Origin of the sequence: Brevibacterium aurantiacum (genome assembly GCF_007558825.1) — a bacterium.
GTDB classification, from domain to species: Bacteria; Actinomycetota; Actinomycetes; order Actinomycetales; family Brevibacteriaceae; genus Brevibacterium; species Brevibacterium aurantiacum_A.
The window spans coordinates 166,294-184,639 of record NZ_VLTK01000005.1 but is presented as its reverse complement, the minus strand read 5'-3'; the positions used below and the strand labels follow the sequence as shown (position 1 = coordinate 184,639).

The 18,346-nt window shown below is 63.9% G+C and carries 18 protein-coding genes; 6 read left to right on the top strand and 12 right to left on the bottom strand.

Annotated features, from left to right (window positions below):
- Positions 1-22: 22 nt before the first annotated feature.
- The 3 genes from FO013_RS10625 to FO013_RS10615 form a co-directional block, all read right to left on the bottom strand.
- Complete coding sequence (locus FO013_RS10625) at positions 23-292, bottom strand: YlxR family protein (protein WP_260848089.1); 270 nt, start codon at positions 290-292, stop codon at positions 23-25.
- A gap of 77 nt (positions 293-369) precedes the next feature.
- Positions 370-1,332: a transcription termination factor NusA gene (gene nusA / locus FO013_RS10620; RefSeq protein ID WP_143922522.1), complete on the bottom strand. Its 963-nt coding sequence runs from the start codon at positions 1,330-1,332 to the stop codon at positions 370-372.
- A gap of 83 nt (positions 1,333-1,415) precedes the next feature.
- Positions 1,416-1,880: a ribosome maturation factor RimP gene (locus FO013_RS10615; protein WP_143922521.1), complete on the bottom strand. Its 465-nt coding sequence runs from the start codon at positions 1,878-1,880 to the stop codon at positions 1,416-1,418.
- Positions 1,881-2,011: 131 nt separating this feature from the next.
- On the opposite strand from FO013_RS10615, the gene FO013_RS10610 reads away from it, so the two are divergent.
- The gene (locus tag FO013_RS10610; protein ID WP_143922520.1) at positions 2,012-2,989 is read left to right on the top strand and encodes a hypothetical protein; all 978 of its coding nucleotides are present in this window, start codon (positions 2,012-2,014) and stop codon (positions 2,987-2,989) included.
- Positions 2,986-4,005 (top strand): aminoglycoside phosphotransferase family protein, encoded by a 1,020-nt coding sequence (locus FO013_RS10605; RefSeq protein WP_143922519.1) that lies wholly within the window; start codon positions 2,986-2,988, stop codon positions 4,003-4,005. The genes FO013_RS10610 and FO013_RS10605 overlap by 4 nt, the downstream gene beginning before the upstream one ends.
- Before the next feature lie 89 nt (positions 4,006-4,094).
- Here FO013_RS10605 and FO013_RS10600 read toward each other — a convergent pair whose 3' ends face one another.
- Positions 4,095-4,901, bottom strand: coding sequence for a TSUP family transporter (locus FO013_RS10600; RefSeq protein ID WP_143922642.1), 807 nt, complete (start codon positions 4,899-4,901; stop codon positions 4,095-4,097).
- A gap of 13 nt (positions 4,902-4,914) precedes the next feature.
- Complete coding sequence (locus FO013_RS10595) at positions 4,915-6,762, bottom strand: proline--tRNA ligase (RefSeq protein WP_143922518.1); 1,848 nt, start codon at positions 6,760-6,762, stop codon at positions 4,915-4,917.
- Positions 6,763-7,040: 278 nt separating this feature from the next.
- Here FO013_RS10595 and FO013_RS10590 point away from each other — a divergent pair, with 278 nt between their 5' ends.
- Complete coding sequence (locus FO013_RS10590; RefSeq protein ID WP_143922517.1) at positions 7,041-7,772, top strand: NUDIX hydrolase; 732 nt, start codon at positions 7,041-7,043, stop codon at positions 7,770-7,772.
- A 77-nt stretch (positions 7,773-7,849) separates the two neighbouring features.
- Complete coding sequence (locus FO013_RS10585) at positions 7,850-8,266, top strand: RNA-binding S4 domain-containing protein (RefSeq protein WP_143922516.1); 417 nt, start codon at positions 7,850-7,852, stop codon at positions 8,264-8,266.
- 18 nt (positions 8,267-8,284) lie between these two features.
- On the opposite strand, the gene FO013_RS10580 is transcribed toward FO013_RS10585, so the two are convergent.
- Together FO013_RS10580 and ispG are read right to left on the bottom strand one after the other, a co-directional pair.
- A complete protein-coding gene (locus FO013_RS10580; protein WP_143922515.1) occupies positions 8,285-9,163 on the bottom strand; it encodes a GNAT family N-acetyltransferase in 879 nt (292 codons plus the stop codon).
- 59 nt (positions 9,164-9,222) lie between these two features.
- Complete coding sequence (gene ispG, locus FO013_RS10575) at positions 9,223-10,371, bottom strand: flavodoxin-dependent (E)-4-hydroxy-3-methylbut-2-enyl-diphosphate synthase (protein WP_143922641.1); 1,149 nt, start codon at positions 10,369-10,371, stop codon at positions 9,223-9,225.
- A gap of 182 nt (positions 10,372-10,553) precedes the next feature.
- Between ispG and FO013_RS10570 the strand changes: the two genes are divergently transcribed.
- Positions 10,554-11,987: a serine hydrolase domain-containing protein gene (locus FO013_RS10570; protein ID WP_186293050.1), complete on the top strand. Its 1,434-nt coding sequence runs from the start codon at positions 10,554-10,556 to the stop codon at positions 11,985-11,987.
- 21 nt (positions 11,988-12,008) lie between these two features.
- Here FO013_RS10570 and FO013_RS10565 read toward each other — a convergent pair whose 3' ends face one another.
- Both FO013_RS10565 and dxr read right to left on the bottom strand, forming a co-directional pair.
- Entirely contained in the window at positions 12,009-13,502 is a 1,494-nt protein-coding gene (locus FO013_RS10565) for a M50 family metallopeptidase (protein WP_143922513.1), read from the bottom strand.
- A gap of 1 nt (position 13,503) precedes the next feature.
- A complete protein-coding gene (dxr, locus tag FO013_RS10560; RefSeq protein WP_143922512.1) occupies positions 13,504-14,745 on the bottom strand; it encodes a 1-deoxy-D-xylulose-5-phosphate reductoisomerase in 1,242 nt (413 codons plus the stop codon).
- 99 nt (positions 14,746-14,844) lie between these two features.
- Here dxr and FO013_RS10555 point away from each other — a divergent pair, with 99 nt between their 5' ends.
- Positions 14,845-16,044, top strand: a complete 1,200-nt coding sequence (locus FO013_RS10555) for an acyl-CoA dehydrogenase family protein (RefSeq protein WP_143922511.1) — start codon at positions 14,845-14,847, stop codon at positions 16,042-16,044.
- A 164-nt stretch (positions 16,045-16,208) separates the two neighbouring features.
- Here FO013_RS10555 and FO013_RS10550 read toward each other — a convergent pair whose 3' ends face one another.
- The 3 genes from FO013_RS10550 to FO013_RS10540 are packed head-to-tail and all read right to left on the bottom strand — an operon-like array spanning position 16,209 to position 18,313.
- A complete protein-coding gene (locus FO013_RS10550; protein WP_222103603.1) occupies positions 16,209-17,042 on the bottom strand; it encodes a N5-glutamine methyltransferase family protein in 834 nt (277 codons plus the stop codon).
- Positions 17,043-17,088: 46 nt separating this feature from the next.
- Positions 17,089-17,760, bottom strand: a complete 672-nt coding sequence (locus FO013_RS10545) for a hypothetical protein (RefSeq protein WP_143922509.1) — start codon at positions 17,758-17,760, stop codon at positions 17,089-17,091.
- Complete coding sequence (locus tag FO013_RS10540; RefSeq protein WP_143922508.1) at positions 17,753-18,313, bottom strand: DivIVA domain-containing protein; 561 nt, start codon at positions 18,311-18,313, stop codon at positions 17,753-17,755. Before FO013_RS10540 ends, FO013_RS10545 begins: the two co-directional genes overlap by 8 nt.
- Positions 18,314-18,346 lie beyond the last annotated feature (33 nt).

Here is an 18,346-nt window from a genome sequence, read left to right as displayed (position 1 = left end):
CACAACTTGTCATCCATTCGGGCTACCCGCTCTTCTTGGGTTCGGTATCCATCCTCGGCAGGTCCGAGGCGGTGACCTTCGTTCGAAAGGCTCGAGCGAAGGATGCGGTCGTCAATGCCCTCTTCAGGCATGTGGCGTCCGGGTGCACCCAGGCTCCTCGTCCCGGAAGTGTCGCTGACACGTCATGGACGATGGCTGGATGCTGATCGGGTCGAATCACAAATCGTGTGAGTTCGTCCCGGTCGGCCTTTTGCCTGCAGGCGATGCACGTCCTTCGAGGTGCCGCGCCCACAATCACAGTACATAATTCTACAGCACTTCCGTCCCCACCCGTGCCACACCCCGAGTGGTTCAGATCACGCCCGATGCCTATTCGCCTGGGACGATGTCGATCTTCCAGCCGGTGAGCTTGGCCGCCAGGCGCGCGTTCTGCCCTTCCTTGCCGATGGCCAGGGAGAGCTGGTCACGGGGCACGATGGCGCGTGATTCCTGCAGATCGGCATCGAGGATGTCGACCTTCGTCGCCTTGGCGGGTGAGAGTGCATGGCCGATGAACTTGGCCGGGTCGTCGCTGTAGTCGACGATGTCGATCTTCTCCTGGCCCAGCTCGTTCATCACGGCCCGCACGCGGGAACCGAGCTCACCGATGCATGAGCCCTTCGCATTCACACCGGGCTTCGTGGCGCGAACTGCCAGTTTGGTTCGGTGGCCGGCCTCACGAGCCAGGGAGACGATCTCGACAGTGCCGTCGGCGATCTCCGGTGCTTCGTGCGCGAACAGTCGGCGGACGAGGTTCGGGTGCGTACGCGAAACAGTGACCGACGTTCCCTTTGGGCCCTTGTGGACGTCGGCGATGTAGACGCGCAGGCGCGTTCCGTGACGGTATGACTCCCCGGGAGTCTGCTCGTGCGGCGGCAGGACTGCCTCGACATCACCGAGGTCGACCTGCACCATCTGCGGGTCCCGGCCCTGCTGGACGGTGCCGGAGACGATCTCACCCTCGCGGCCCTTGAAGTTGCCGAGCACCGATTCGTCTGCGACATCGCGCAGTCGCTGGTGGATGACCTGGCGAGCCGTCTGCGCAGCGATGCGTCCGAAGCCTGTGGGAGTGTCGTCGAATTCGCCGATCGGATTGTCATCATTGTCGAACTCGACGGCAAGGATGCGGACTTCACCGGAGGTCTTGTCCAGCTCGGCGCGGGAATCCGGCCACGCACCCTCGGTCTTCTGATAGGCAAGGAAGAGAGCTTGTTCGATGAGTTCGATCAGAGTATCGAGCGGAATCTCCCGCTCTCGCTCGATAATGCGCAGAACACTGAGGTCGATATCCATGGCCTATATCCTCTCCGGCTCCCTCGAGCATTGAATTGTCGGTCTTCATTTATGCAGGCGTGACATTCTATCTCAGATTACGCTCACCGAAATTTGAGTTCGACCTGCGCCTTGACGATGTCGCCGAGTGAGACTGTCCGCTTCTCACGACTGGCGGGATCGATTCCCGAAATTGAGTTCTCGCCCACATCGTCGAGATCGAGTTTGAAGGAGTCCTTCTTCGTGCTGATTTCGAGTCGGCGACCAAGCACCCGTTTGAAGTGCCGCGCGGACTCGAGCTTCCTCGTTGCACCTGGGCTCGTGACCTCGAGCTGATAGGGCTTGTCACGGAAGACCTCGACCTCGTCGAGGGCGTCGCCGACGAGTCGGCTTGATTCGGCGATCTTCTCCATCGACATGGGCTCTGTGCTGGACTCATCAAGGTCGACGACGACCGTCAGCGCCCGACGTTGTCCCGCAGCCACGGCCTTCACCGACTCCAGGTAGAACCCAGAGGTCTGCAGCGGCTCGCGCAGAAGCTTCTCTATCTGCGCCACGTCCTCGTCCATGTGTCCTCCAGTCCTCGTCCCGCTGACGAAGGTGTGCCCCGCGCGGCGACGTCTCTTCTGCCCTGCTGATTGCCTTAGCACCACCCTAAGCGACTCCCAGGGCGAGGTTAAGCATCCGCTAGGATTGGCCTATGCGTTTTCCCGTCAGCCGCCGCTCTCTTCTCCTCTACGGTGTGGGCGGGGCGAGTCTGAGCCTGCTGTCGGGATGCGGTGTGAGACTCGATACTCCCCCGGACGTTCCGACCCTCGATGAGACGAACCGGCTGCGCAACCGCATCGCCAGAATCCTCGCCGCAACCACCGCCGGAGACAGCGACCCGGAGACCGCTGGAGAGGACCTGCAGAAACTCCGGGACGCCATCGGTCCCGTGTGGTCGCCGCCAACCGAAATGGCCACCGAACCCCCGCCGTCGGAAGATCCCCGCACCTACATCGAAGCCGCCGAGGTGGTGTCGGATGCCGTCTTCACCGCCGTACCGACATTGGGCTCGACCCTCATTCCGGTCCTCGTGGACGTGGCAACCGGTTTGGCGCTGACTGCGGGCACCGAGCACGCCGAGATCATTCGCAGCGCAGACGCCCTGATCCGTGGCTCACGCGAATCCGGCGCTGCCGAAGCTTCCGGCTCATCGGGTGCCCCGGCGGCTTCGAACTCACCCGAGTCGCAGCCGCCGCCCGCAGACGATTCGACCTCTCCCCCAGTGTGGAATGACATCCTCAACCAGGCCAGGGCAGCGACATATGGCTACGAGCGGCTCGCCGTGAACTTCAACACGAAGTCACACGAGCGCAGCAGTGCCGTGGCGCGACTGGAGTCCCTGGGCTCACTGGCAGGCGAGATGCTCGAAAAGCTGGGTGAGAAGAACGCTGATCCTGATGCTCCTTCGTGGAAACTCAACCCCACCCCGAGTGACCCGGAGACCGCGAAGGAACTGGCTCTGGCTCTCGAAGACGGTGTGTCAGCAGCGATCCTTCCCTGGCTGCAGATGGATTCGGGGGCCGCGCTGCGGCTGTGGGAGTCGGCACGAGCGCGCACGGTCTTCGCCAGCCCGCAGGTGCTCCGGTACTCGTATCCCGGGGATTCGGGAGAGGCAGAGGCGCAGCAGTGAAGGTCCCACCGGTCCTGTACAACTCCACTCGCGAGATCATCGGCGAGTACCGCACCTCTTCCTGGGTCGCTGCACTGGAATTCATGGCCAATGAGCTCATCGACCGGTGGAAGCTGAGCTTCGACGAGGTCCCGGGCTCACCCTGGGCCGGCTGCGAAAGCCTCGTCATCCCGGTTCTGACTCAGGAGAACTATCAGGGGGTGCTGCGCTTTGCAGCCCCCACCTCGGCGGCATCGGCTGCACATGCGCAGGCTCTGCGGGCGCTGAAGATGTGGAACGGGCACGGCGCTGTCCGGGTGATCAGGGACGATCACAGCTTCAGGGTGACCCTGCAGGAGCGGTTGCGAACGAAGGACAATCTCTCCGTGCTGCCCCTGGCCGATGTGCCCCCGGTCTGGGGTGCCCTGCAGAAGTCGCTTGAGATTCCCTCGGATTCCGACTTCCTGCGTGTCCAGGATGTGGCCGCAGGATGGCTGAGCACCTTTGAAGCCGACGCGAGTCTGCTCAGCGGCTGGACCGAGGCGGGTCCTGGTGATTCTCTCTTACTCTCCTTCGCGCGCAACTGGATGCGCACTCTTGCCTCGTCTGAGGAGAATTGGCTCATCCACGCCGATCTGCACTACTACAACATCCTCGCCGGCAACCCCGATGCCACGGGCATCTCGACCTGGAAGGCCATCGACCCGCAGCCCTTGTCTGGTCCGACCGCCTACACTTTGGCGCCGGTGCTGTGGAACCGTCTCATGGAGATTCCGTCCCAGCATCCGCAGGCCCAGGCCGCGTGGCTGCGCGGTTTCGCCACCGACCTCGCGCTGTGCGCAGGCATGGATCCGCAGTACGGGATGGGTGCCGCCGTCGCCCGGGAGGTCACGAACATGTTCTGGTACCTCAGGTCAGCCCGCAGCGGATCGACCGGGGCGCTGGCCGATGCCGCGAGGTCCCTGTGGGTTGCGCGGGCACTGTCGGGAGCAGACGTCGCCGGCGTCAACGCCCACGCGCTCAAACCCATCGGCTGAGCGCCCCCGCTCAACCTCCCCGACGTCACTAATACCGCGTGGCGCCGGGCGCAATTAGTGACGTCGGGGAGGTTGAGCGATGAGATGCGTCAGTGGATGAGGCCGGAGATCACGTCGTAGCCGAGTTTGATGATCATGGCGGAGACCACGACGACGAAGACGACCCGCACGAATCCGGATCCCTTCTTCAGGGCCGTGCGCGCACCGAAGATTCCGCCGGCGACATTGCCCACGGCGACGACGAGACCGAGTGCCCATACGACCTGGCCATCGGGGATGAAGAAGACCAGTGCCCCGAAGTTCGTCGCCCAGTTGATGACCTTCGCCGTGGCCGAGGCCTGGAGGAATGAGAACCCGATGACTGTGACGAACGCGATGACGAGGAAGGACCCGGTGCCCGGGCCGAGCACTCCGTCGTAGACGCCGATCGTGAGCCCGATCAGCCACGACAGCCCATGATGACGTTTCGAGGACTCCCCGAAGCGCAGGCTCGCATCGGCGCCGAGGCTGGGGTTGAGGACCGTGAAGACTCCGACCCCGATGAGCGCGACGAGGATGATCGGTGTGAAGAGCTCACCTGGGACCAAGGTCGCGAGTTTGGCGCCGAGGACGGCTCCGAGGAACGCCGTGGCAGCGGCTGGGATCGTCGCCGACCTGTCCGGGGTGATCTTGCGCAGAAAGGTCACCGCCGAGGCGGTCGTACCCGCAATCGATCCCACCTTGTTCGTGGCGACTGCTTGGACCGGTGTCATTCCCGGCACCAGCAGCAGTGCCGGCAGCTGGATCAGACCTCCGCCGCCGACGACGGCATCGATCCATCCGGCCAGAACTCCTGCGGCCAAGAGCCACAGAAGCATGCCGAGGGTGACATCGATGCCTGCGGTGAGTGCCTCCATCACCTGCGTCGGTTCACCGTGCGGCTGTTTCCGCGATTGCGGCGTCTGCCGCAGCGGCGGCCGTGGCGTAGGCCTCACGGATCGTGGCCACGGTGGAGGCGACGACCTCGGCGACGGGCTGTTCTGACTTCTCATCGGTCAGACGGCTGCGGACTTCGACGACTCCGTCAGCCAGGCCACGACCGACGACGATCACGGTCGGGATGCCGATGAGTTCGGCGTCGGCGAACTTGAAGCCGGGTGAGACCTTGAGGCGGTCGTCGAGGAGAACGGTGACGCCTTCCGATTCGAGTTCGGCCGTCAGCTTCTCGGCGGCCGCGGCGATGTCCTCACCCTTGCCTGCGGCGATGATGTGCACATCGGCTGGGGCCAGGTGCTGGGGCCAGAGGAGACCGGATTCGCTGTGGTATTCCTCCGCGATGCAGGCCATGACGCGGGTGACGCCGAGGCCGTAGGAGCCCATGGTCACGGTCGTGGCCTTGCCGTTCTGGTCAAGGACCTTGAGGTCGAGGGATTCTGCGTACTTGCGGCCGAGCTTGAAGATCTGACCGATCTCGACACCACGGGCCAGCTCGAGCGGGCCCGAACCGTCGGGTGCGGGGTCACCGAGGACAACCTCGGCGGCTTCGATGGTGCCATCAGCGGTGAAGTCGCGACCGGCGACGAGGTCGAAGACGTGCCGGCCGGGCTCGTTGGCGCCGGTGATCCAGCGGGTGCCCTCGACGACACGTGGGTCGAGGAGGAAGCGGAGCTTCGAGGTGCCCTCGAGGCCGAGAACCTGATTGTCGAGGTCGAGGCCCGGTCCGATGTAGCCCTTGACGAGCTCAGGGTGAGCGACGAGGTCTTCGGCTGTGGCGGCCTCGAGGTCGACTTCGCCGTTGCCCAGCATTCCGGTGCCAGCGGCGCGGTCGAGGTCGACGTCACGGTCACCGGGCAGGCCGATGACGATGATCTCGCGGGTGCCGTCGGGGTGGGTGACGGCGCAGACGACGTTTTTGAGCGTATCGGCGGCGGTCCAGGCGCGGTCCTCGCGGGGGTGGTCTGCGTTCGCGGCGGCAACGAGGGACTCGATGGTGGGTGTGTCAGGGGTGTCCTCGACGTGAGCTGCAGGTGAGTTCTCGAACGGGATCGTCTCGGGCACGATCGAGGTCACGGCTTCGACGTTGGCGGCGTACCCTCCGGGTGATCGCACGAAGGTGTCCTCACCGACTTCGGAGGGGTAGATGAATTCCTCGGTGCCCGATCCGCCCATGGCTCCTGGGGTGGCCTTGACCGGCAGGCAGGGCACGCCGAGTCGGGCGAAGGCTCGCAGGTAGGCCACGCGCATCGCTTCGTAGGAGGCGTCGAGTCCGGCGTCGTCGATGTCGAAGGAGTAGGCGTCCTTCATGATGAACTCGCGCCCGCGCAGCAGACCTGCGCGGGGCCTGGCCTCGTCCCGGTATTTGGTCTGGACCTGGTAGATCGAGAGCGGGAGGTCCTTGTAGGAGGAGTAGAGGTCCTTGACGAGGAGGGTAAATACCTCTTCGTGGGTGGGAGCGAGGATGTAATCGTTGTCCCTGCGGTCCTTGAGATGGAACAGATCGGGACCGAAGGCCTCCCAGCGTCCGGACTTTCGGTACGGATCGGCGGGCAGCAGTCCAGGGAAATGGACTTCCTGTGATCCGGCTGTGGCCATTTCCTCGCGCACGATGGCTTCGATCTTGCCCAGAACCTTCAGTCCCAGCGGGAGCCATGTGTAGATCCCCGGGGCCGATCGGCGGATGTATCCCGCACGGTGCAGAAGTTTGTGGCTGGCGACCTCGGCTCCGACCGGGTCCTCCTTCTGGGTTCGCACAAACAGGGACGACATGCGCAGGGCCATGGGTGATACTCCTCAACTTGTCAAGACTCAGATCGAACACTATCGCACGCGAGTATCCGCACGGCAATTATGAGGCAAAACCGATCAGACCGGCGACGCAGAACAGTCATCTGGCAGGTGAGATTCTGCCGTGAGCCGACCATGGATCCGCCCAGCTGTGGGCCTGGATTCGTCAGGTGGTGGAAGCGAATTAGACTGGTGGGCACACACGTCCACCAGGGCCTGAGCGATTCAGGCCGATTCGCTGTCCGACCGACTCGCTGACCGATACGAAGAGCATGCCTGATTCCACTCAACTGACGCAGTTCCCGCGGCCCTCGGTCGCGGTCGACACCGCGGTCCTCTGCCCCGTCCCCCGACGTGGCCTGCACGTGCTCCTCACCCATTCCGGCGACGGCGCGTGGCAGCTGCCGGGGTCGATTCTTCGCCCCCAGGAGCGACTCGCCGAGGCGGTTGCCCGGTGCTTGCGCGAAAAGGCGCGGCTCATAGACCGCGCCCCAGTTCAGCTCCATGTCTTCGACCAGCCCGATCGTGACGATCGCGGGTGGGTGATCTCGGTGGCCCACCTCGACGTGCTGTCGACGAGAGATGTGGGATTCGGAGACGCGAGTTCCCCGGAGACAGAACCTGACCCGCAGGACGCGCGCCGGCGCAAACTGGCACCCGTGCATTCGGTCCGTGAGCTCAGCGCCGAACATCAGGAGATCGTCCGAGTTGCGGTCCACCGCCTGCGTTCGCTGCATGAGCGCACGCCAGACCCGTTCGGGCTGCTTCCGGACGAGTTCTCGCTGCGGCAGCTGCGTGAGCTGCATGAGATCGTCTCGGGAGAGGACCTGCAGGCGGACACCTTCCGCCGCACGATGCTGCCGCTGCTGGCGCCCACCGGTCAGGCCGTGTCCCAGGGACGCGGCCGCCCCGCTCAGACATTCACCCGCCGCGCTGAGATCGCCCTGCGTCGCGATGTTGACATCGTGGGCCCGAGCACCGGCGCTGAGAATGGCGGACGCTGAGGATGGAGCTCATAGGCAGCGGAGGCTGTCTGTGGTGGACACTGAGGTAGTGGACACTGAGGTAGTGGAGGCTGACTGTGGAGATTGACCGCTCACCCGGCAAGCACGTTCGCGTGGACGTGTGGCTGTGGACGACAAGGATGTTCAAGACCCGAAACCTGGCTACTCAGGCTTGCCGTGGCGGTCACGTCCAAGTCGAGGGTCAGCGTGTCAAGGCGGCGCAGAAGGTCTCCATCGGACAGGAGGTGCGCGTACGCAAGGCCAGCACCGAGTTCATCTGGAAGATCACCGGCTTCGTGCCCACACGTCCGCAGTCATCGATCGCAGTGCAGTGCTATGAGGATCTCACCCCGCCGCCGGATCCCGCTCTGCGCGGATTCGTCCCCCGCAGAGACAAGGGCTTGGGTCGGCCGACGAAGAAGGACCGCCGGGAGATGGAGAAGTTCCTGGGCGACATGGCCAAGCCTCGCAACCGAGATCGCCGAGACCCCTGAAGCCGACGCTGCGGTAAGTCAGTACATGATCGTGGCGAAGGTGCCGACCTGTTCGAAGCCGACCCGTGTGTACATGCGCAGGGCCACCTCGTTGTAATCATTGGCGTAGAGGCTCACAGTGGGGTGGCCGGCCGCCCTGGTCTGGGCCACTACTGCAGCCATTCCGGCAGCACCCAGACCCTGCTGCCGCACGTCGGGATGGACCCAGACGCCCTGCACCTGAACGATGCGCGGTGCCCGGATGCCGATGTCTGCTTTGAACAGCACCTGCTCGGCCTGGTCCGTTGCAGGCCAGCGGCGCACCGGACCCCCTTGGGGCAGTGTGTCCGAGATGCGAGCGAAGCAGTTCTTGCCCCTGATGATGTTGCGGACGCGAGCCAGATAGCTTGACTGGCCACTTTCGATCGGAGAGAAGCCCACCTCGTTGGTGAACATGTCGACACTGGCTGAGAACACCGCGGGCAGCTGTTCCACCGTGACCAGATGCACCGCCTCGTCGGGTTCGATCAAGGGGTCGGAGCTGATCGCCAATAGCGGCTGCCGGTCACGGACGCCGCGAGGGCGTCCCCAGTTCAGACGGCTGTGCAGGTCGAGGATGATCTCACGGGAACCGATGAGGGAGCAGGAGTAGCGCCCATCGGCATTGAGCTTCTGCGCCAATGCCTGATTAGTTCCCGAGGTCGCAGCCACGGGAATGATGTTGCCGCCCACCCAGTAGGCTGCCACCGGCTGGTCGCCATCGAAGACACCCAGCAGGGAACCGGCCGGTGAGCCCATCTGCGCTGTCCCTGTGACTTCGAGCAGCGCGATGAGGTAGACGTTCTCACACGGGTTGAGCGCGAGCAGACTCTTCAGCCAACCGGTGTGCTGATGTCCCAGACGAGTGACTCTCAGCACGGGAGAGCCTCCTTGTTCTGATCCTCACACACCGGGCAGCTTTTCGGACAGGTCGGGTATCAGCCGACGACGACGTCGGGAGATCCGGACGGGGCGTCGGACTCCGCTGCGATGCGATTGGCCTCTTCGATGAGAGTCTCGACGATCAGGGCCTCTGGCACTGTCTTGATGACCTCACCCTTGACGAAGATCTGGCCCTTGCCGTTGCCGCTGGCCACACCGAGGTCGGCTTCGCGTGCTTCGCCGGGACCGTTGACCACGCAACCCATGACAGCGACTCGCAGAGGAACTTCCATGCCTTCGAGACCAGCTGTGACCTTGTCCGCGAGGGTGTAGACGTCGACCTGGGCGCGTCCACAGGACGGGCACGAGACGATCTCGAGTTTGCGAGGTTTGAGGTTGAGGCTCTCCAGGATCTGGTTGCCGACCTTGATCTCCTCCACTGGTGGTGCGGAGAGCGAGACGCGGATCGTGTCGCCGATGCCCTGCGACAGCAGTGAGCCGAAGGCGGTGGCGGATTTGATCGTGCCCTGGAAGGCGGGTCCGGCCTCGGTCACGCCCAAGTGCAGGGGCCAGTCACCGCGCTCAGCGAGCATTTCGTATGCCCGAACCATGACCACAGGGTCGTTGTGCTTGACGGAGATCTTGAAGTCGTGGAAGTCGTGCTCTTCGAACAGCGATGCCTCCCACACGGCGGACTCGACGAGCGCCTCCGGAGTGGCCTTGCCGTACTTCTCCATGATCCGCTTGTCCAAGGATCCGGCATTGACACCGATCCGGATCGAGGTTCCGGCATCACTTGCCGCCTTCGCGATCTCCTTGACCTGGTCGTCGAACTTGCGGATATTGCCGGGGTTGACGCGCACCGCGGCACAGCCGGCGTCGATCGCGGCGTAGACGTACTTCGGCTGGAAGTGGATATCGGCGATGACCGGAATCTGCGACTTCTGCGCGATCGCCGGCAGTGCCGCAGCATCATCAGGTGACGGGCAGGCCACTCGCACGATGTCACAGCCCGAGGCGGTGAGCTCGGCGATCTGCTGCAGGGTGGCGTTGATGTCTGTGGTCTGAGTCGTCGTCATCGACTGGACGCTGATAGGGAAATCGGAACCGACGCCGACCTTTCCGACCTGGATCTGTCTCGTCTTCCGTCGCGGCGAGAGCACGGGAGGTGGTGGAGCAGGCATTCCGAGGTTGACCGATGTCACGAAGACAATCCCTTCATTCTCACTGGTGACCAGACTGATCGTTCGAGTCATTCATATTGTAGGACTTCAAACCGTGTCCGGGCTCCTTGACCACGGTGTGATCGCTCACCACAGCATCATTTCGCAGGTATTGTGAAGGAAACTTGCCGTCCGATCAGAAGATACATGTAGAGGAGATGCCTGTGAGCCGAGGAGATTCCGTGCCGTTCACCCACCCCGATATCCAGGCCATCGTCGGTCGCCTCGAGACTGCAGCCGATGCCCTCGCCCAGCAGGGCGGAACACTCGCCTGGGGTGTCTTTCGCCGAGGCGAGACGGCAATAGCAGCCAACGGCGACGTTCCGTACCGGATCGCGTCGATGACGAAGTCGTTCACGGCCGCCGCGATCGGTCTCCTCGCCGCCGATGGTCTGGATCTTGACAGTCCATTGGACCGGATCATCCCCGAACTTGCAGGCACATCGATTGCCGACCGCACCTGCCGACAGGCGCTGACGATGGGCACCGGGTTCACGAAGGACGACCCTTGGGCCGATCGGGTGGAGGCGATGACGCGCACCGAACTCATCGACTACGTCAAGCGCGGAGCCATCCCCATCGCTCCAGCCGACACCGGATACGAGTACTCCAACCTCGGCTACGCACTCCTCGGGCTCGTCACGGAGTCCGTGACCGGGAAGTCGTTCATCGAATTCGTCACCGCCGAGGTGCTGCATCCAATCGGTCTCAGTCGCACCGGTTTCGACGTCGCCGACTTCCCAGACCTGATGTCCGGCATCCGCATCGACCGCAACGGCGAGGGCCACCCGGCCGAACTCACCGGCCCAGGTGTCTTCTCCCCCATCGGCGGAGTCATCTCCACGGTCAACGACATCGGGACTTGGATGAATGCCCATATGGACGCCCTGGAGCACCTCGACGCCTATGCGCCGGGAGCACTGCCGCGGATCCTGACGGACAACCAGCAGTCGCATCGACTCGTCGAGGTCCAGAGAAGCGAGCACCATGCCGAATCGGTGAACTACGGCTTCGGCCTGCAGCCCCGTCTCGACTCCCGCTTCGGTCGCGTCGTCTGCCATTCCGGCGGTTATCCCGGGTACGGCTCGCACATGCGCTGGTTCCCCGAGATGGGCCTGAGCATCGTCGTGTTCGGCAATACGACGTACTACCCGGCCGAAAGCACCGTCAGGGATGCCATCGACGCCGGCTGGGCCGCGGCCACCGGCGATCCCGGTCTGCGGCTGACACGCACATCCACTTCGGTGCCGGCACCTCACCACCAAGTTGCACCCGCACAGTCCGCGACCGTGCTGCGGGCAGCGAACCTGGTCATCGAATTCGAGGAGAGCGTCGCCGAGGAACTCTTCACCATCAACATGGACCTCGACGAGCCCCGTGCCGAACGCCGTGAACGATTCGACGCGTGGCGAGACGAGCTGCAGCTGACTCAGCCCTTCACAGCCGACGATGTCACTATGACCACCCCGCTGAAGGGGACCGTGACTGTTCCTGACTCGCGGTCCGGAGACGAAACCGACTCCGCGGACACGACGGCGACGATCACGGTGAGCTTGGACCACCTCGGCGAGGTGCAGACGATCTCGCTGAGCAGCTGAGGCTGCCTATCCGGAATCTTTCTACCCTGAGTTGAAGATCGCGTCGAGCGTGACGGGTTTGACGAGATCGACGTAGACGAGCAGCGCCGTCATGCACAGCATCAGACCGATGACGACGTACGTCAGAGGCAGCAGCCGGGCCGTGTCGAATGGGCCGATCTTGCCGCGCCCGCGGATCTTGTTGATCTGCCGGCGGGCGCCCTCGTAGAGGCCCACTGCGATGTGCCCGCCGTCGAGCGGCAGGAGCGGGATCATGTTGAAGGCGAACAGGAAGATGTTGAGTGATCCCAACATGCCCAGCCCCACTTGGGCTTTGTCGACGATCTGGAGCTGGTCCGTGGACACGATCTCGCCGGCTATCCGACCGACTCCGACCATCCCGACCAGCCCCTCGGCGTCACGTTCCTTCGAACCTGTGGCCACCTCGGCGATGTCGACCAGCTTGACCGGCAGGGTCACGATGGCATGGAAGACGCCGCTGACCTGGTCCCAGACTGCACCGGGGAACTCGTTCAGCGGCAGCCCCTGACGCTCTTGGACGGGACCCACGCCGAAGAATCCCTCGGTCACGGTCTTTGGTGTGCCGTCGGCGTTCACCACGGGCTGTCCGCTGTCATCGACGCGGGCCTGCTCATGGGCGATGATCGGGACGTTGACGTTCTGAGTGTGACCATCGCGGGTGAACTCCACGTCGACCCGCTGGCCGGCATGGTCCTTGATGACGGTGGAGAGTTCGTCCCAACTGTCGGTGGAGACACCGGCGACAGAGGTGATGTCATCGCCTGGTTTGACTCCGGCTTCCCATGCGGGGGTGAGCGGATCATCGTCCTGACAGGTCTTCTTCTGGTCCGCAGGACGCTCCGCTGCTTCAGAGGCGGGAACCGCGCATTCGACGACGGTCTGCACCGTGGTCGTCGGAGTCATGATCCCGATGCCGATGAGTGAGATCGCCATGATGATGATCCCGAGGACGAGGTTGACCAGGGGGCCTGCGAACATCACGACGAGCCGTTTGGGCACGTTCAGTGCGTAGAAGGTCCGGTGCTCCTCTCCCGGTTCGATCTCCTGGTTCGAGAAATCCCGAGCATCGGCCATCGTGTTCTCGAACAGGCGCCCGCGCCGCTGCCTCCGGGGGCGGCTGGGAGCATCGGTGGCGACGTCGGTGCTGGCGGTTCCTTCAGCCGCACCATCGCCGAGGTGGTCATCGCCGAACGCGTCATCAGCGTGCTGGGCAGCGCCGCCTGAGGTCGAGCCGGCCCGGCGCGTCGTCGCCTTGAGCGGGGGGTACATTCCCGGCATGGCGATGAATCCGCCCAAAGGAAGTGCCTTGATGCCGTATTCCGTCTCGCCGCGACGGAAGGAGAAGACCGTGGGGCCGAAGCCGACCATGTAATGGGTGACCTTGACTCCGAACTTCTTCGCAGGTGTCAGGTGGCCGAGCTCGTGGAGTCCGATCGAGATCGAGATCCCGATCAGGAACAGGATGATCCCGATGATGTAGAGGACGACTGTCATATCAGGAGCCGCCGAGGGTCTTGCCCTGTGCGGACGCGGACTGGGCTCTCAGGTCCTGGCGGGCGAACTCGCGAGCCCAGGCGTCGGCGGCGAGGACGGTCTCGACCGTGTGCTCGGCCGCGGGTTCGTGCGCCTGCAGCGCCCGTTCGATTCCCTGGTCGATTCCGGTGAATGGGATCTCACCGCCGATGAAGGCCTCGACGAGGACCTCGTTGGCGGCATTGAACACCGCGGGGAAGCTCTTTCGCTTCCGTCCTGCTTCAACGGCCAGGCCCAGTGCCGGGAAAGCGATGTGGTTGACGGGTTCGAAGGACCAGTGCATCGGCTGTCCCCAGTTGTTGGCCACCGCCCCGGAGGCCAGCCGCCGAGTCTGACCGTCACTCTGAGTGCCGAGGGCATAGGCGATGGGCAGACGCATGTCCGGCGGGGAGATCTGTGCAATCGTCGAGGCGTCGCTGAATTCGACCATCGAGTGGATCTGGGACTGCGGGTGGACGACGACTTCGATGTGGTCGAAGTCGATGTCGAAGAGCAGATGGGCCTCGATGACTTCAAGGCCCTTGTTGACCAGGGTCGCGGAGTTGATGGTGATCATCGATCCCATCGACCAGGTGGGGTGTTTGAGTGCTTGCGCCGGGGTGACACGGCGCAGCGCATCGCGGGTCATTCCGCGGAACGGTCCGCCGGAGGCTGTGATGACGAGCTTGCTCACCTCGCCGTGGGTGCCCGAGCGCAGGGCCTGGGCGATCGCGGAGTGCTCACTGTCGACGGGGATCAGGGCGGCTCCGGTGCGGGCTGCAGCATCGAGGACGATCGAGCCGCCGATGATGAGGGACTCCTTGTTCGCCAGCGCGACGTCGGTGCCGCGGTCGAGGGCAGCCAGGGTCGCACCGAGTCCGGCGGCTCCGGTCACAGCGTTGAGGACGATGTCGGCAGCTGCCCCGGCGACCACCTCGGCGGCATCGGGGCCCACGTGGATCTCACGGACGGGATCACTGATTCCGCGTTCACCTGCGGTCTGCTCCAGACGCCGCCGGATCTCGCTCGAACCACCCTCAGGTGGGCTGGTGAGACCGATGACGGGGACCGAGAAATCGAGAGCTTGGACGACCAGCGCATCGAGTTGGGTTCCGGCAGCGAGGCCGATGACCTCGAAGTCCGATGCGTTCTCTGTCAGGACATCGAGGGCCTGGGTGCCGACCGAACCGGTCGAGCCGACTACAATGATTCTACGTTTGCTCACGCCTACCGATGATGCCAAAGTTCTCTGGGAAATGACTCGACATCGATGTCATCGGCGACGTGAGATATGCAATGCGAATCAATGGCGAGAGAGGTTTTTATGAGTGCAACGCTGAGCCCCGACGACATTCTGGGATTGGATTCGGTCTTCGAGGAAGATGACCTCGAGTTCGCGTCGATCGTGAAGAAGTGGCTTGATGAGAACGTTCGCGACAAGATCGGCGACTACTTCCTCGATGCCACGATTCCTGCCCGGGAACTCGCAGAGGGCCTGGGCGAACTCGGGCTCCTCGGCATGCACCTCGACGGTTACGGCTGCGGCGGATCCACCGCCACCCAGTACGGTCTGGCCTGCCGGGAGCTCGAAGCCGTGGACTCGGGTCTGCGCTCGCTCGTATCGGTCCAGGGATCACTGGCCATGTTCGCCATCCACCACTTCGGCTCCGAGGCGCAGAAGGAAGAATGGCTGCCGAAGATGGCGGCAGGCAAAGCCATCGGCTGCTTCGGTCTGACCGAACCGGATGTCGGCTCCGACCCCTCGGGCATGAAGACGACTGCGAAGAAGGACGGATCCGATTGGATCCTCAACGGCGCGAAGATGTGGATCACGAATTCCCCCGTCTCCGATGTCATGGTCGTCTGGGCCAAGACCGAGGAAACTGATTCCAAAGGCAAGCCCGTTGTCCGAGGATTCGTCGTCCCAAGCGACACCGAGGGCGTCCAGACGCCAGAGATCCACCGCAAGATCTCACTGCGAGCCTCGATCACCGGCGAGATCGTCCTCGACAACGTGCGCTTGCCCGAAGATGCCATGCTGCCCAAGGCCAAAGGCCTGAAAGGTCCGCTGTCGTGCCTGTCCGAGGCACGCTACGGAATCGTCTTCGGCGTCACCGGCGCTGCCCGCGACGCGCTGCAGTCTGCGCTGGAATACACCGGGACCCGCATCCAGTTCGACCGTCCGCTGTCTTCGTTCCAGATCAGCCAGCAGAAGCTCGCAAAGGCCTTCGGCCAGTACTCGCAGATCACCCTGCTCGCCGCTCACCTGGGTAAGCTCAAGGACTCGGAGAAGGGCGTGCGTCCCGAGCAGATCAGCCTGGGCAAGATGGTCAACGTCGACACCGCGATGAACGTGTGCCGTGACCTGCGCGCACTCTTCGGCGGCTCGGGCATCACCAGCGAATACCCGCCGCTGCGCCATGCCGTCAACCTTGAGACAGTGCTCACCTATGAGGGCACTCACGAGGTCCATCAGCTCACGCTGGGCCGCAGCCTCACCGGAATCAACGCCTTCGCGAACTGACGCTCACGCGCCGGGCGCCCGCAGCTGCGGCAGCGGCTGCAGCGCGTACTCTTAGCACCGAAACAGCAACCGCTTGCCGGAAGTGTGTACGTACAGCACAAATGCTGTACTCCCACACTTTTGGCAAGCGGTTGTCGTCGTTGCGCGGGTACAACTGCCGGGCGTCAGGCGTCAGTTGGCGTCGTGTGGCCCGCTTGCCACGGTCGTCGCAGCTCGAGCACCGTTGTCTGCTCGTCATCGCCGAGGATGCAACTGGCGCGAAATCCCCGGGCTCCTGCGAAGTCAGCGGCCGTGTGCCGCTGTTCGCGGCCGAGTTCGATGAGCAGCACCCCTCCCGGGGCCAACCACTCGCCTGATTCCCGGATGAGGCAGCGCACAAGATCCAAACCGTCCGCTCCCCCGAACAGCGCTGTCGGTGCCTCGTGCTCGATCGCCTCTCTGGGAAGGAACTCCGCGGCAGCGTCGGGAACATAGGGCGGGACTGCGGAGATGACGTCGAAGCTGCCCAGCAGAGTCTGCGGCAGACCCTTCAGACATGTGAGTCGGTGGCAGTTGACACTTGGTCCGACGTTCTTGCGTGCACGCTCAAGTGCCGTTTCGTCATGATCGCCCAGGTGGATCTGCGTTTCCGGGAGTGCCCGGGACACCGTGGTGGCCACCGGCCCGACCCCGCAGAAGGCTTCGAGGAATCGCGCCCCAGGCCCGGCTGACTCCACGGCGCGCATCGTCGCCTTCGCCAACAGCGCGGTTCTCTGCCGGGGCACGAACACACCGGGTGCGACGTGTAGTCGCTGCCCCGCGAATTCGACCCATCCGACTATCTGCTCGAGAGGTTCGCCGGCAACTCGGCGGGCGACGAACTCGGCCAGGAGGCTGTTGCTCCTCTCAGGTGCGAGGCCGGACGAACTCGCCTCGTGCGCACAGGACGTCACAGCATCGATGAGGATGCGGGCTTCGTCCTCGGCGAAGACGCACCCTGCCGCGCGCAGTCGGGCCACCAACGTGGGCTGGTCCAGCTGCGCAGATTCGTCTGGATCAGAGGCGTCAGGCCTCAGCGAGGATCTCCCGGGACAGCCACTCGAGGCTTGATCGTGCGTCGAGGGACTTCTCGTCGGTGTGGATGAGAGTCTGGTCCGGATTCAATGCGACCACTTCTGTCGGTTCGACTCGTGAGTCTCTCATCGCCTGGTCGAGGTTCGCGGTTTCCCCCGCGATCGCGATTCCCACGCCTTCGAAGCGTGAGCGGACGGCCTTGACCGACGCCCGTCCTGATTCGACGGGTGGTGCTTCGATCGGGTGGACGAACACTGAAGTGCTGTCGCCGTCGGCGGGTTCCGAGCGCGTATCTATTCTCAGTCCGATGCGAACGGCACCGAGGATGCTCAGCGCCCGCGAGATCGGCGGCACATCCTCGGCGATGAGGATCCGTTCACCTTCGCCGCCGGTGATCCCCATGGCACGGAGGACTCCGGCGAACTTCGCGCTCCGGTCGAGCACCTCGGCACGGTCGAGCTCATCGGGTTTCGACAGTGCTTTGATCAGCCGCGGATCGGTGACCTCGCGGCCATCGACCATCGGTCTGTCCGGAGTCGGACCGGTCAGGACGATGTCATCGGCGCCGCCCATGACGATCGGGTAGTCGAGCAGCTCGAACACAGGGTTGAGAGTGCCCGAGGACGTGTCACTTGGCTGTTCGAAGTAGTGGAAATCAGTCAACGGAGGCCATCACTTCGACGACTCGGTCGATGAAGGCATCGACTTGGTCCTCGTCGTAGGCCTTGTTGCCCTTGGCCGTCTTGAACAGGACACGGCGAACCTGGTCGACGCTCATCGCGACACCCTGCGTGAAGTAGGCATTGACCTTCTCGCACATGTCATCGACCTGTTCGATGTCGTAGCCGATGACGCCGGGGGCCGGATTGTCGAAATGCTCGCCGGGTTCGCGGACCAGGCGGCCCCGCAGCGACGAGGCCACACGTGTCAGTTCGGATACCCAGGCATCTTGGCCCGACTGTGCGATGAGGCGGTCACGTGCCTGTTTGGCGAAGGCGTCTTCGAGTCGGTCGAGTGCGGCATCGACGACGGCGACGTGGTATCCCTTGCGCACCAGATCGAAACCGACTGTGCGCACCGCCCTGGAGTCGAGGTCGCCGGGCTGTGGGGTGGGACGTTCGAAGGATTCACGCGCACGTTTGAAGAAGCTGTCGACCTGTTTCGGGTCGTAGCCGTTCTTCCATCCGGACATTCGGGGGAAAGTCGTGTCCGCCATGTTGCCTCCAGAAGCGAATCGCCGTAATGGTCA

Excerpts from the sequence above, each read along its gene's own strand:
- nusA (WP_143922522.1), bottom strand. The coding sequence starts at position 1,332 with ATGGATATCGACCTCAGTGTTCTGCGCATTATCGAGCGAGAGCGGGAG.
- FO013_RS10615 (WP_143922521.1), bottom strand. The coding sequence starts at position 1,880 with ATGGACGAGGACGTGGCGCAGATAGAGAAGCTTCTGCGCGAGCCGCTG.
- FO013_RS10610 (WP_143922520.1), top strand. The coding sequence starts at position 2,012 with ATGCGTTTTCCCGTCAGCCGCCGCTCTCTTCTCCTCTACGGTGTGGGC.
- FO013_RS10600 (WP_143922642.1), bottom strand. The coding sequence starts at position 4,901 with ATGGAGGCACTCACCGCAGGCATCGATGTCACCCTCGGCATGCTTCTG.
- FO013_RS10595 (WP_143922518.1), bottom strand. The coding sequence starts at position 6,762 with ATGGCCCTGCGCATGTCGTCCCTGTTTGTGCGAACCCAGAAGGAGGAC.
- FO013_RS10590 (WP_143922517.1), top strand. The coding sequence starts at position 7,041 with ATGCCTGATTCCACTCAACTGACGCAGTTCCCGCGGCCCTCGGTCGCG.
- FO013_RS10565 (WP_143922513.1), bottom strand. The coding sequence starts at position 13,502 with ATGACAGTCGTCCTCTACATCATCGGGATCATCCTGTTCCTGATCGGG.
- FO013_RS10555 (WP_143922511.1), top strand. The coding sequence starts at position 14,845 with ATGAGTGCAACGCTGAGCCCCGACGACATTCTGGGATTGGATTCGGTC.
- FO013_RS10540 (WP_143922508.1), bottom strand. The coding sequence starts at position 18,313 with ATGGCGGACACGACTTTCCCCCGAATGTCCGGATGGAAGAACGGCTAC.